This is a genomic window from Arthrobacter sp. SD76 (assembly GCF_049726125.1).
In the GTDB taxonomy this organism is placed as follows: Bacteria; Actinomycetota; Actinomycetes; order Actinomycetales; family Micrococcaceae; genus Arthrobacter; species Arthrobacter nitrophenolicus.
In genome coordinates this window covers 3443580-3456974 of record NZ_JBNBLR010000001.1, presented here as the reverse complement: position 1 = coordinate 3456974, position 13395 = coordinate 3443580, and the positions used below count along the sequence as shown (strand labels likewise).

7 protein-coding genes and 3 pseudogenes are annotated in these 13395 nt (G+C 67.8%); 2 read left to right on the top strand and 8 right to left on the bottom strand.

Translation table 11 applies throughout. The annotated features are described in order from the left end of the window. Window positions 1–8: 8 nt before the first annotated feature. The 4 genes and pseudogenes from ACPEE0_RS16615 to ACPEE0_RS16600 all read right to left on the bottom strand — a co-directional run bounded on the left by ACPEE0_RS16615 (window position 9) and on the right by ACPEE0_RS16600 (window position 5989). Window positions 9–1760 (bottom strand): annotated as a pseudogene (locus ACPEE0_RS16615) (thiamine pyrophosphate-dependent enzyme). A gap of 61 nt (window positions 1761–1821) precedes the next feature. Beyond that, window positions 1822–3337, bottom strand: a pseudogene (locus ACPEE0_RS16610) (amino acid permease). Between the two features lie 61 nt (window positions 3338–3398). Next, window positions 3399–4349 carry a glutaminase gene (locus ACPEE0_RS16605; RefSeq protein ID WP_424574891.1) on the bottom strand — a complete coding sequence of 317 codons (951 nt, stop codon included), beginning with the start codon at window positions 4347–4349 and terminating at the stop codon, window positions 3399–3401. Beyond that, entirely contained in the window at window positions 4346–5989 is a 1644-nt protein-coding gene (locus tag ACPEE0_RS16600; RefSeq protein WP_424574890.1) for a PucR family transcriptional regulator, read from the bottom strand. Before ACPEE0_RS16600 ends, ACPEE0_RS16605 begins: the two co-directional genes overlap by 4 nt. A 226-nt stretch (window positions 5990–6215) precedes the next feature. Here ACPEE0_RS16600 and ACPEE0_RS16595 point away from each other — a divergent pair, with 226 nt between their 5' ends. After that, the gene (locus ACPEE0_RS16595) at window positions 6216–7433 is read left to right on the top strand and encodes an NRAMP family divalent metal transporter (RefSeq protein WP_009359072.1); all 1218 of its coding nucleotides are present in this window, start codon (window positions 6216–6218) and stop codon (window positions 7431–7433) included. Then, on the top strand, window positions 7433–8215 hold the full coding sequence (locus ACPEE0_RS16590) for a putative hydro-lyase (protein ID WP_424575293.1): 783 nt from the start codon (window positions 7433–7435) through the stop codon (window positions 8213–8215). The genes ACPEE0_RS16595 and ACPEE0_RS16590 overlap by 1 nt, the downstream gene beginning before the upstream one ends. A 104-nt stretch (window positions 8216–8319) precedes the next feature. Here ACPEE0_RS16590 and ACPEE0_RS16585 read toward each other — a convergent pair whose 3' ends face one another. From ACPEE0_RS16585 to ACPEE0_RS16570, 4 genes and pseudogenes are all read right to left on the bottom strand, one after another. Then, entirely contained in the window at window positions 8320–8988 is a 669-nt protein-coding gene (locus ACPEE0_RS16585) for a GntR family transcriptional regulator (RefSeq protein WP_424575292.1), read from the bottom strand. Between the two features lie 35 nt (window positions 8989–9023). Next, window positions 9024–10778 carry an acetyl/propionyl/methylcrotonyl-CoA carboxylase subunit alpha gene (locus ACPEE0_RS16580; RefSeq protein WP_424574889.1) on the bottom strand — a complete coding sequence of 585 codons (1755 nt, stop codon included), beginning with the start codon at window positions 10776–10778 and terminating at the stop codon, window positions 9024–9026. Between the two features lie 11 nt (window positions 10779–10789). Further along, window positions 10790–12543 (bottom strand): annotated as a pseudogene (locus ACPEE0_RS16575) (5-oxoprolinase/urea amidolyase family protein). Further along, window positions 12506–13264 (bottom strand): LamB/YcsF family protein, encoded by a 759-nt coding sequence (locus tag ACPEE0_RS16570; protein WP_407708969.1) that lies wholly within the window; start codon window positions 13262–13264, stop codon window positions 12506–12508. Before ACPEE0_RS16570 ends, ACPEE0_RS16575 begins: the two are co-directional and overlap by 38 nt. Between the last annotated feature and the right edge of the window lie 131 nt (window positions 13265–13395).

Here is a 13395-nt window from a genome sequence, read left to right as displayed (position 1 = left end):
TAGTTTCCTCAGTACGCCTTGACCCGCTGCTCCACCACCAGGTGGATCAGGGCGAAGGCGTTGTCCTGGTCGATGGCCTCCAGCGCAGCGTCCAGCGCCGCCGGAATATCCCCGTCCTCCGTAACCGTGATGCCAAAACCCCCGAATGCCCTGGCCATCAGCCCAAAGTCGGGGTTCTGCAGCTGGGTGCCGGAAATTCGGGCGGGGTAGTGGCGTTCCTGGTGCGTACGGATGGTGCCGTATTCCTGGTTGTCCATCACGATCACCAGCGGTGTTGCACCGTACTGCGCTGCGGTGGCTAGTTCCTGCCCGTTCATGAGGAACTCGCCGTCGCCCGCGATGGTGACAACCCGCCGTCGCGGATCAGCCAGGGAAGCCGCGATGGCTGACGGCACGGAGTAGCCCATGGAGCCGTTGCGGGCGCTGATCATGGACGCGTACCGGCGGGTGGGGAAGTAGCGGTGCGCCCAGTTGGTGTGCTCGCCCGCCCCGAAGGTGACCATGGCATCGGCCGGCAGCCTGGGGACGAGGTTCGCCATCAGTGTGTCCATCCGGGCCTGGCCGGCTGCCGGAGCAGCCTGGGGCAGCGCAGCGAACCGTTCCTGCTCCCCCCGCATCCTGCCTGTCCAGGCCTTCCACTCATCCTTCACCGGCAGGTGGATGTCCTGAAGATCGCGCACAAAGGCTTCCGGCTTGGCCAAAACTTGGCGGGACACCGGGCCGGAACGGCCGCGCAGTGACGGATCTGCAGTCACCAGGAAGTTCTTCTTGTTCCAGTCCTGCCGGCAGACAAAGCCGTCCGTGATCACGTCCCCCGGCACGGTTCCAACGAACACCAGCAGGTCGGTTTCCTCGAGCAGGTCGTACGTGGGACGCGGCCGGCCGTACCCGATGGGCCCCGCGTACGAGGGGGAATCGAACGGCACTGTTCCCTGCGTCCGCCATTCCGCCGCTGCTGGAATCCGGTGCTCCTCCAGCCAGGCGGTGAGCTGGTCTGCCGCCTCCTGGGTCCAGTCATTGCCGCCCGTCACGAAGAGCGGCTTGCTCGATTCCGCCAGGGCTGCCTCGAGGGCCTCCGCGTCCGTCCTGGCCATGCCGCCGCCAGCAACCGGGATGGCAGGGTGCAGCACCGGGCTGATCTCCTGCCGGATGATGTCCTCCGGCAGCCCCACTACCACCGGCCCCGGCCGTCCGCTCATGGCGGCGAACATTGCCTCCGCCACGATTTCGGATGCCCGCTCAGGATGGTCCAGGGTCATGACCCGCTTGGCGCCGGTATCGAACAGGCTTTGATGTCGAACTCCTGGAACGCCTCCCGGTCCCGGTGCGCGAAGGGGATCAGGCCCACGAAGAGCAGCATGGGGGTGGAGTCCTGCCACGCCGTGTGCAGCCCCACGTGCGCGTTCGCCGCGCCGGGGCCCCGGGTCACCATGGCAACACCCGGGCGCTGGTGCATCTTCCCGTCCGCCTCGGCCATGTAGGCGGCCCCGCCCTCGTGCCGGCAGACGATGGTCTGGATGTCGGAACTGTGCAGGCCGTCCAGCACGTCCAGGAAGCTCTCGCCGGGAACCGACATATGTGCGTTCCACGCCGTGGGCGACGAGGGAATCAACAATCACGTGCCCGGCGGATTTCAGGGCCGGGGCGGGCGCGTCCGGACGCGGTTGCTCCTCCGTCCGGGCGTTGACGACGGCGGCAGGCGCTTCTGCGGCGGGCGTAGTGGGAGAGGTGGCCAGGGTGGATTGTGGCTCTGGTGTCATGTTCTTTTTCAGCTAGGTGTTCTGGCGGTGGATTTGCGGCTGCGGCCCGTGTGGCGTGGGGCTACCGGATCGGGGTCCGGTTGGCGATGACGGGGGATAGTCCGGTGTGGCCGTCGCGGGTTGCGGCGATTTCGTGGATGCGGGTGCGGCAGGCGTACCAGCCGATGACCATGAGGATGGATGCGATGGCGGTGACGAGCATGGTGAGGGGGGATTCGATGAAGACCATGACCAGGACGCCCACCAGGAAGAGCAGGGACAGGTAGCCGGTGTAGGGGGCGCCGAACATGCGGAAGGAGGGGCGTTGCAGCCAGCCTTTGTCCGCCCAGCGTTTGAGCTGGATCTGGCACAGGACGATGGTGGCCCAGGTCATGATGATGCCCACGGAAGCGACGTTGAGGACGATTTCGAAGGCTTGGGCGGGGACGAGGTAGTTCAGGGGGACGCCGAGGAGGGAGACGGCGGCGGTGATGGCGATGCCGCCGTAGGGGACGCCTGCTTTGTTCATGCGGGAGGCGAATTGGGGGGCGGAGCCGTTGACGGACATGGAGCGCAGGATCCGGCCGGTGGAGTAGAGGCCGGCGTTGAGGGAGGACAGGGCGGCGGTGAGGACGACGAGGTTCATGATGACGTCCACGCCCTGGATGCCGATGGAGCCCAAGAAAGTGACGAAGGGGCTGACGCCTTTTTCGTAGGAGGTGTAGGGCAGCAGCAGGGCCAGGAGGATGACGGAGCCGACGTAGAACACGGCGATGCGGAAGACGACGGAGTTGATGGCCTTGGGCATGATTTTTTTCGGGGTTTTCGGTTTCGCCGGCGGCGGTGCCGACGAGTTCGATGGAGGCGTAGGCGAACAGGACGCCTTGCATGAGGATGATCATGGGGAGCAGGCCGTTGGGGAAGATGCCGCCGTTGTCGGTGATGAGGCTGATGCCGACTTGTTGGCCGTCGACGGGGGTGCCGAAGATGACGAAGTAGGTGCCGACGATGAGGAAGATGACCAGGGCTGCGACTTTGATCAGGGCGAACCAGAATTCCATTTCGCCGAAGACCTTGACGGAGACGAGGTTCAGGGCGAGGACGACGATGAGGGCGATCAGGGCCCAGGCCCATTGCGGGACGGCTGCCATCCAGGGGATGTAGTTGCCGAAGAAGTTCATGTAGAGGGCCGCGGCGGTGATGTCCACGATGGTGGTGGTGGCCCAGTTGATCCAGTAGAACCAGCCGGAGACGAAGGCCGCTTTTTCGCCGAAGAATTCGCGGGCGTAGGAGACGAAGGAGCCCGAGGAGGGCCGGTGCAGGACCAGTTCGCCCAGGGCGCGCAGGATCAGGAACGCGAAGAACCCGCACACGGCGTAGGCGATGACCAGGGACGGGCCGGCCGCGTTGAGCCGGCCGCCGGCGCCCAGGAACAGGCCGGTCCCGATCGCACCGCCGATCGCGATCATCTGGATCTGCCGCGGCTTCAAATTCTTGTGGTAACCCTTATCCTCCGCATGCAGCGCCTGCTCCGATGCATGGGCGTGCCCGCCGTCGGCCTGGGAAATGCCAACCTCGTCATTGGGGTTTTTGGGCATGGTTGATCCTTTCGATCCGGGGAAGATCTGGCTGGGTGGGGATTAAGTTGGGAGGCTGGGCCTAGAAGACGGACCAGCCGGTGAGGTCGGAGAGTTCGGCGAGGGCTGCAGTGCCGGCCAGCGAGTTGCCTTTGGCGTCCAGGCGTGGGCTCCAGACGCAGATGGTGCATTTGCCTGGAACGATCACCAGGATTCCGCCGCCCACCCCGCTTTTGCCCGGAAGGCCCACGCGGTAGGCGAATTCGCCGGCGGCGTCGTACATCCCGCAGGTCAGCATGATGGAACCGATCCGCTTGGCTTCGCTGGGGGACAGGACCGGTCCCCGGGCGCGCTGGCCGTCCCGGGCCAGGAAAAGCCCGGCCGTGGCGAGTTCAACGCACGACATCATGATCGAACACTGGCGGACATAGCTTTCCACCACCGCTTCGGCGGGCCGCCGGAGGTTGCCGAAGTCCTTCAGGAAATGGGCTAGTGCCAGGTTGCGGCTGCTGCGGGCCAGCTCGCTGGCGGCCGCGGCCTCGTCGATGAAGGGCCCGGGCCCGGTGTTCTCCGGCCTGTTCCCCGCCTGTTCGGTGACGAACCGCAGAAGCTGCGTGGCGGCGTCGGGCGTTTCCTCCATCAGGTGGTCCGTGACCACCAGGGCGCCGGCGTTGATGAACGGGTTGCGTGGAATGCCGTGTTCCACCTCCAGCTGCACCAGCGAATTGAAGGACGTTCCGGACGGTTCGCGCAGCACCCGCTGCCAGAGCGCACCGGCCTTGCCGCCCTGCAGTGCCATGGCCAGCGTGAAGACCTTGGAAATGCTCTGGATGGAAAACGGGACGTGTGCGTCCCCGGAGCTGAAGACTTCCCCGGAGGTGGTGGCCACCGCGATCCCGAACCTGTCGAAAGGGACCTCCGCGAGGAACGGAATGTTGCCGGGGACGGATCCCGCTTCCCGGCGGGGACGGTGCTTGCCGACGATGTCGTCGAGGAGGCCACCCAAAGGTGGTGCCTGGAGTGTTGCGGTCATTTCCTGCCTGGCAGATCGTGGTGGTTGGCCGCCCACTCCTGGATGTGGAGCAGGGCGACAAGGGAATCGCGGGGGTTGCCGAAGTCCAGGCGGGTTACCCGCGCGGCCTTGCTGACCCGGTAGTAGACGGTGTTCTTGTGGAGGTTCATGCGCTTGGCGCACTCGGCGACGTCGAAAGACGCGTCGAAATACGCGCGCAGGGTTCCGGCGAGCTCGGCATCCTGCTGGAGCAGCGCCGCCAGGCTGCGGTGACGGAAGGGGGACGACGTGAAATTGCGGACCGCCTCGCGGAAGAGGATCTCCTCCTCGAAGTCGTCCACCGTGGCAACGGCACCCGCGTCCGCACTCCCCACGCAGGCCAGCAGGGCTTCCGTGATGCGGGTGGCCGTATGGATGGACAACAGGTCCGGGACCACGGGACCGACGGCGGCAAAGGGGGCAAGGCCAAGGTGCTTGCGGGCATCCCGGACAATGGCCTCCGCCAGGGTGCGCAGCCCCGGCTCGGAGGCGGTGGACTGCAGCCCGGGGATGATGATGGCGGTATCGCCGTTGAACTGCCCGACGACGGCGGAGGCCTTGTACGCGGCGGCATGGATGGATGCGAGGTTGGCCAGTTCGCCGTGCTTGAGTGCCGCGTCGTCGGCCTGGGAGTTCGCGGCGGACATGCCGAGCAGGACCAGGGCGGCTGGCCGGTCCGCCGGGATCTTCTCGCTGTGGGCGCTGGCCGCGGCTTCAGCCGGACCGGACAGGAGCCGCACGATGCGGTCCTCCCGCATGTGCACGGACTGCTGGTTGCGGTAGCGGATCAGCTCGGCGGAAACCCGCGCGGCGGATCCTGTCAGGATGTTATCGACGTCCGGGCCAAAGCCTTCCCCGGTTTCCTGGAGCCAGATGTAGCCCATGATCCTGTCGCCGGCGAACAGGGTGATGGCTACCCGTTCACGCAGCCCGTCCTGCGGCCTGGCCGGGACGCGCACCGGCAGCCGGGTGCGGTGGAGTTCACGGTAGGCGCCCAGGTCCTTGAGCAGCAGTTCGTATTTCCGCGGACCGCGCCGGGCCAGGATGGAGGCTTTCCGCAGTTCGTCGATGTCGTTGGTGACCGTGGAGTAGGCGAGGACCTTGTTGGCGGCGTCCTCGATGACCACGTGGCTGGAGGTCAGCCGGGCCGTGGTCTGGGCGATGGCAAACAGGTCCTCCTCGAGGAGGGTCAGCACCTCGCTCTGGTAGCTGCGCGGCTGGATCCTGTCCTTCGCAATGGACAGCAGGCGGTCCCAGTCAGCTCCGGGATCCATCAGGAGCAGCCCTGCCCCGGCAGTGTGCAGGAGTTCCTCCGCCTCGGCAACGTCTTCCCGGTTGCCCTTGATCGCCACCACCGGCGGGGGATTCTGCAGGAGCCGGCGCAGGGCAGGCAGGGCAGAACGGCCGCGCACGCCGATCAGCAGGACAAATGCCCCTGCTGCATCCGCCGTCCCGTCATCGGCGTCCAGGATGAGGAGCCGCTCGATGGCCGACCGGTCGGGGCGGGCCGGAGGATGAGGCTGGCGGAACCCAGGGGGAGATCCGAGAGGATGTCGTCCACCGTAACCGCGGCCATGGGTTTCCTTTTGCGTTGATTCCGCCGGACGGCTCTGTCCGGTCACCTCATCGTAACCAGCGCAGCGGGCCCCAATTATGGAATGCGAACCAAGCCTGCAGTCCCCTTTTTGGATTCCGGCCCATGGAAGGGGCAGTACCGAAAGTCCCCGCCACGGCGTGCTGTTTCGAAAAAGTTGTTCAACAATACCTTGCCAAGATTGTTGAACAACCTGTATTGTCACTGGGGACGATAATTGTGACTCCAGTCACCTTAGGCAATGGATGGAAACCATGGCAGAACCCGGCATCAAACTGAACCTGAGCACTTCCGCCCGGCGCACCGCGCTCCTTGGCGCCATGTTCCTCATGGCCACCAGCGCCATCGGACCGGGCTTCATCACCCAGACCACGGTGTTCACAGCCCAGATCGGGGCCGCATTCGCCTTCGCGATCCTGGCCTCGATCCTGATCGACATCGCAGTCCAAATGAACGTCTGGCGGGTCATCGGCGTCACCGGGCTCCGGGCGCAGGAACTTGGCAACAAGGTCCTTCCCGGCGTCGGCTGGTTCCTCTCCGGCCTGGTGTTCCTTGGCGGCGTGGTCTTCAACATCGGCAACATCGCCGGTACCGGCCTCGGCGCCAACGCCATGATGGGTGTGGACCCCAAGATCGGCGGTGCGGTCTCGGCCGCCGTCGCCATCCTGATCTTCATCAGCAAGAAGGCCGGCATGGCGCTGGACCGGATCGTGGTGCTGCTGGGTGCCGTCATGATCCTGCTGATGATCTACGTGGCCATCGTTGCCGCCCCGCCGCTGGGAGAGGCCCTGAAGAACACGTTCCTCCCCGAAACCGTGGACTTCCTCATCATCACCACCCTGGTGGGCGGCACCGTGGGCGGCTACATCACCTACGCCGGTGCCCACCGCATGCTCGACTCCGGCGCCACCGGCATCCGGCACGTCAAGGAGATCACCCGCAGCTCCGTCCTGGGTATCCTGGTGACCGGTCTGATGCGCGTGCTGCTCTTCCTGGCCATCCTCGGCGTCGTTGCCGGCGGGACGGTCCTCAGCAGCAACAACATGGCGGCCGAGGCCTTCGGCGCGGCCGCCGGTGAAATCGGCATGCGGATGTTTGGCGTGGTTCTTTGGGCCGCTGCCATCACCTCGGTCATCGGCGCAGCCTTCACCTCTGTCTCCTTCATCACCTCCTCCCGCACTCCCGAGCGCAAGCGGAACCTCATCACCGTCGCGTTCATCGCCGGCTGCGCCATCGTGTACATCTTCCTCGGCCAGGCGCCCCAGCAGCTGCTGATTTTTGCCGGCGCCTTCAACGGCCTGATCCTGCCGGTGGGCTTTGCGGTCCTGCTCTGGGTGGCATGGCGCCGCCGCGACCTGATGCACGGCTACGCCTACCCGAAGTGGCTGCTGCTGGTTGGTGCCGCAGCCTGGATCCTCACCGTGTTCCTCGGCTGGAATTCGGTCATGGGGCTGGCGAAGCTGTGGGCATGATGGACCGCTCCAGCATTACCCCTGCCGCGGCGCGCGAAGCGTTCCGCGGCGGGCTGGTGGAACCGACGTCGGGCTGGTCCCGCGGGTACGCGCAGGCGAATGTGCTTGCCATCCCCCGGGAGCACGCTTTCGATTTCCTGCTGTTCGCCCAGCGCAATCCCAAGCCGTGCCCCATCCTGGGCATCCTCGAACCGGGCGAAACCAGCGGTCCGCTGCTGGCCGGCGGTGACATTCGAACCGATGTGCCCAAGTACACGGTGTACCGCGACGGGGAGAAGGTGGACGAGCCCACGGACATCACCGGCCACTGGCGTGATGACCTGGTGACGTTCCTGATCGGCTGTTCCTTCACGTTCGAGGCCGCCCTGCAGGACGGCGGCATCGGCATAGCCCACATCGAGCAGGGCGCGAATGTGCCGATGTACCGTACCAGCCGCCAGTGCGCCCCCGCCGGCACCATGTCCGGTCCAATGGTGGTCTCGATGCGCCCCGTCCCCGCCTCGCAGGTGGCCGACGCGGTCCGCATCACCTCCCGCTACCCGGCCGTGCACGGTGCACCAGTCCACGTGGGCAATCCCCACGAACTGGGCATCAGCGATCTTGCCCGGCCGGACTTCGGCGACGCCGTGACCATTCCCGTTGGCCATATTCCGGTGTTCTGGGCGTGTGGCGTCACGCCGCAGGCCGCCGTGATGCAGTCCCGGCCCCCGCTTGCCATCGGCCACGCGCCCGGCCACATGCTCATCACCGACGCGAGAGACAGCGACTATCTGGTTCCCTGAACCTGGCGCCTTTGAAACGGAGAGGGCCTGCACCGGTTGGTGCAGGCCCTCTCCGTTTAACAGTTGCCGGTCAGTGTCCCGTGCCGGTCAGTGCCCTTTGGTGATCAGCGTCCCGTGCCGGCCAGGTGGCCCAGCAGCTCGGCTTCGGCGGCATCGAGGTAGGCGCGCAGCCCGGCCGCCGCCTCCTCCCGTTCACCCGCGCGGAGCCGTTTCACAAGCTCCACGTTGCGCTCCACGTAGTGGCTGTGGAAGTCGGGGGCGGAGGCCATGGCATGGAAGACCAGCCGCATTTCGGCGAGCACGCGGTCCATCAGCTCCTGCAGAGTGGCGCTCCCTGTCAGGCCCACCACCGCACGGTGCAGGGCCTGGTTGGCATCCGCCATGTCCGTGACGGAGCCGGCGTTCCGGGCAGCCTGGGCGCGCTGGACAATGGCTTCCATCTCGTCCAGCGTCTGCGGAGTGAGCTCACCCCAGAGCACGGCGGCAGGTTCGATGGTCCTGCGGATGCGGTAGATCTCGCGCACCTCCTCCTCGCCCGGCGACGCCACGAAGACGCCCCGGTTGGGGATGTGCGTGACGATCGACTCGCCGGCAAGGATGGTGAACGCCTGCCGCAGGGTATTGCGGGAAACGCCCAGCGAGGCGGACAGTGATTGTTCGGACAGCTTTGACCCGGGGGTCAGTTCGCCGGCCGCGATGCGGTTCCGCAGCACGGAAGCGATCCATGCCGTCGTGTGTGCGTGTTCTGCTGCGCCGTGTGTCCCGGTATCCATGTCCGCGCCCCCAATCTCCAAGTCAACATCCGATGTTAGCCGACCGTGCCCAGCACTTCGCCGCGCACGACGACGGCCCCCGGCTCCTGCGCACCGCGGCGGAAGGTGCCGGCACCGGACGCGGCCACCACGGTTTCCATCTTCATCGCTTCCACGACGGCGAGGGGCTGGTCGGCGGCCACCTCGGCGCCGTCCTCGGCCAGCCATTTGACCAGGTTGCCGCCCATCGGCGCGGTGACCCGGCCGTCGTCGGCGGCGTCTCCGCTGTGGGTGCCGGCACCGGCAGAACCTGCACCGGCCGAAACACCGCCACCGCCGTTCATCAGGGCCGCATAAACCTGTGCCGGGAGTCCCAGCTGGACGGCCTTCCCGTCGATTTCCACGGTGAGGGTTTCGCGCCGCGCCACGGGCCCGGCAATTCCGCTCTTTAGCGAGGCCGCGAGCCGGCCGGAGAACTCGGACTCAATCCACGTGGTGTAGACGCCCAGTCGGTCCGTCGCCGTGAAGTCCGGGTCTCGCACCACGGCCCGGTGGAACGGGACCACCGTGGGCACGCCTTCGATCCGCAGTTCGTCCAGCGCGGCACGCGCGCGGCGCAGCGCCTGCGCGCGGTCCTCGCCGCGGACGATCAGCTTGGCCATCAGGGAGTCGTATTCGGCCGGGATGACGGAGCCGGAACGGACCCCGGAGTCCACGCGGATGCCGGGGCCGGTGGGTGCCTCAAAGACGTCCACGGGGCCGGGGGAGGGCAGGAAGCCGCGGCCGGCGTCTTCGGCGTTCAGCCGGAACTCGATGGCGTGGCCGGTGGGCTGGGGGTCCTCGGTGATGGAGAGCGGCAGGCCTGCGGCGATCCGGAACTGTTCGCGCACCAGGTCGATGCCGGAGGTTTCCTCGGTGACCGGGTGCTCCACCTGCAGCCGGGTGTTGACTTCGAGGAAGGAGATGACGCCGTCGGGTGCCACCAGGTACTCCACGGTGCCCGCCCCGGTGTAACCGGCTTCCCGGCAGATGGCGCGGGCGGACTCGTGGATGCGGCTGCGCTGCTCCGGCGTGAGGAACGGCGCCGGTGCTTCCTCCACGAGCTTCTGGTTGCGGCGCTGGAGGGAGCAGTCACGGGTGCCCACCACCACCACGTTTCCGTGCGTATCGGCGATGACCTGGGCCTCGACGTGGCGGGGCCGGTCCAGGAAGCGTTCCACGAAGCATTCGCCACGGCCGAAGGCTACGGTTGCCTCACGCACCGCGGAGTCGAAGGCGTCGTCGATGTCCTCCATCCGGTAGGCGATCTTCAGCCCGCGGCCGCCGCCGCCGAAGGCCGCCTTGATGGCCACTGGAACGCCGTACTGCGCGGCGAACGCCCGCACCTCGTCGGCGTTTGCGGCGGGTCCGTCCGACCCGGGGACCAGCGGGGCGCCGGCGCGGACGGCGATTTCCCGGGCGGTGACCTTGTTGCCCAGGCTGCGGATGGCTTCCGGTGACGGGCCCACCCACGCGAGTCCGGCGTCGAGCACCGCCTGCGCAAAGTCGGCGTTCTCGGACAGGAAGCCGTAGCCGGGATGCACGGCGTCGGCACCGGCGCGGGCTGCCACGGCCAGGAGCTTCCCGATGTTCAGGTAGGTTTCCGCGCTGGCGGACCCCTCCAAGGCGTAGGCCTCGTCGCTGAGGCGCACGTGCAGGGCGTCGGCATCGGGATCCGAGTAGACGGCGACGGACGCCAGGCCTGCATCGGCGCAGGCGCGGACGATCCGGACGGCGATTTCGCCACGGTTGGCGATCAGGACTTTTTTCATGGCTGCTTCTTTCACAGGCTGTTCGTGGCAGGCGTGGGGGCGGTGGGTTCCGGCTGCTGCAGGGCGCCGGGCCGGAGCGGCTCCATGGTCCCTGGGTCCACGGCCTGGAACCGGACGGTGGTTCCGGGCGGGAGCTGCGCCGCCACCGGCAGGTCTTCGGGAACGACGACGGCGATCACGGGGTAACCGCCGGTCACTGGGTGGTCGGCGAGGAAGAGGACGGGAAGGCCCGACGGCGGCACCTGCAGTGAGCCGGCAACCACTCCTTCGCTGGGCAGTTCCTCAGTCCGCGAGCGTTCCAGCGGTGTCCCGCCGGCTGAAGTATCCAGCCGCACGCCGATCCGGTTGGACTCGGCAGTGACCGCCCAGTCCTGCCCGGTCAACGCGGCGAGGGATTGCGGTGTGAACCAGTCGTCGCGGGGACCGGGGGTCACCCGAAGCACCACCGGGGCGCCGTCGGTCCCGCCCTGGCTGAGGGCCGGATGCAGGGTTGGCGGTTCCGGCTGGCCCACCACACGGCCGCGGTCTGCCGCGCCTACGGGCAGCACCGTTCCGGCGTCCAGCGGAGACGGTCCAATCCCGGACATCAGGTCCGTGGACCGGCTGCCCAGCACCGGGGGAACGTCGATGCCGCCCCGGACGGCAAGGTAAGTGCGCAGGCCGGCCTCCGGCGTGCCAAGGTGGAGGCTCTCGCCGTCGTGCAGCGGGAAGGGGGCGTACAGCGGGGCCGGGCGGCTGGCGCTGCCTGACCGGATCTCCGCGTCCGCGGGAGCGCCGGTGAGCGCGGCGGTCAGTTCGCCGCGGGCGCGGACGGACAGTCCGCCCAGGACGGTTTCAAGTACGGCATCACCCGGTGGGTTTCCCACCAGGCGGTTCGCCTGGCGGGCACCGGCGGCGTCGGCAGCGCCCGCGGGGGAGACGCCCAGGTCTCCGAAGCCGGGACGGCCAAGGTCCTGGATGAGGGACTGCGGGCCGGGGGTGATGATCTCCAGGGCGGGAACCCCGGCAGCCTGGACCCGGCAGGGGTGTCCGGCTGTGCGGCGGGTCCACCCTGTCCGGCGGATTCACGCTGTCCGGCGGGTTCCGCGACCGTCACGACTTCCACGACTTCCCGCACTGCGACATACCGGACGGTGCTGCCGGGCCGGAGCAAGGCAGGCTGTTCGCGGTCCAGGTCCCACATCCGCGCAGCGGTGCGTCCGATCAGCTGCCAGCCGCCGGGGGAGCGCCGCGGGTACACGGCGGAGAAATTGCCGGCCAGGGCCACGGAACCTGCGGGAACGGCGGTGCGCGGTGAGCTGCGCCGTGGAACATTCAGTGCGTCATGCTCGCCTACCAGGTAGGCGAAGCCGGGGGCGAACCCGCCGAACGCGGCCGTCCACAGCTGCCCGGTGTGCGCGGCGATTACGCCGTCGGCACCCAGCCCGGTCAGCCGGCCCACTTCGGCGAGGTCGTCGCCGTCGTACACCACCTCGATCCGGACCGGTTCGGCGCTGCCGGCGTTCACCGCGGCCGCGTCCCTGTCCAGCGTGGCGACGGCGGCACGGGCCGCCTGCGCCGAGGCGCGGGAATCGAAGACCGCCAGGACGGTCCGTGCGGCGGCCAGGACATCAACCTGCCCCGGCAAGGGCGTCTCCTGCAGCCGGGCGTGGACGGCCAGGACGGTTTCCAGGGAGTCGAGTTCGAGAAGGAGGGCGCGGGGCCCGGCCCAGCGGATGTGGGGGAGCTCACACGAAGCTCCGGATTTCCACGCCGGCGGCTTCAAGTTCACGACGCACCGCCGCGGCCATGGAAACGGCGCCGGCGGTGTCGCCGTGCAGGCAGATGCTCTCCGCTTCCGCCTTGATGGCGGACCCGTCGCGGGCAATGATGGTTCCCTCGGTGGCCAGCCGGACCATGTTGGCGGCCACGGCGTCCTCGTCGTGGAGGACAGCCCCGGCTTCGCGCCGGGAGACCAGGGTTCCGTCAGGGTTGTAGGCACGGTCCGCGAAGGCTTCGGCCACGCCCCGGAGGCCGGCGGCCTCGGCACGGGCCAGGGCTACGGAGCCGGGGAGCAGGAGCAGCGGCAGGTCGCCGCCGAAGGCCTTGACCGCGTCCACGACGGCCTGGGCATGCGTTTCGTGCGTGACGATGGTGTTGTAGAGGGCACCGTGCGGCTTGACGTACTGGATGCGGCCGCCCGCGGCCGTGGCCAGCGCGCTGAGGGCACCCATCTGGTAGAGGACGTCATCCGCGAGTTCCGTGGCGGAGCAGTCCAGGAAGCGCCGGCCGAAGCCGGCGAGGTCGCGGTAGCCCACGTGCGCGCCGATGACGACGCCGGCCGCAACGGCGTCGCGGCAGGTACGGGCGATGGTGGACGGGTCTCCGGCATGGAAGCCACAGGCGACGTTGGCGCTGGACACCGAGCGGAAGATTGCTGCGTCATCGCCCATGGTCCAGTTGCCGAAGGATTCCCCGACGTCGCTGTTGAGGTCAATGAAGGCCATAGTGATTCTCGTCTCGTTGAAGTGGTCTCTCTAGGATGCACGAGAATCTAAGATTGTTCAACAATCCTGGGGTATTTTTTACCGCGCCCGAGTGCTGCGGAACATGCAACGAGCCCGGCGTCCCGGCTGAA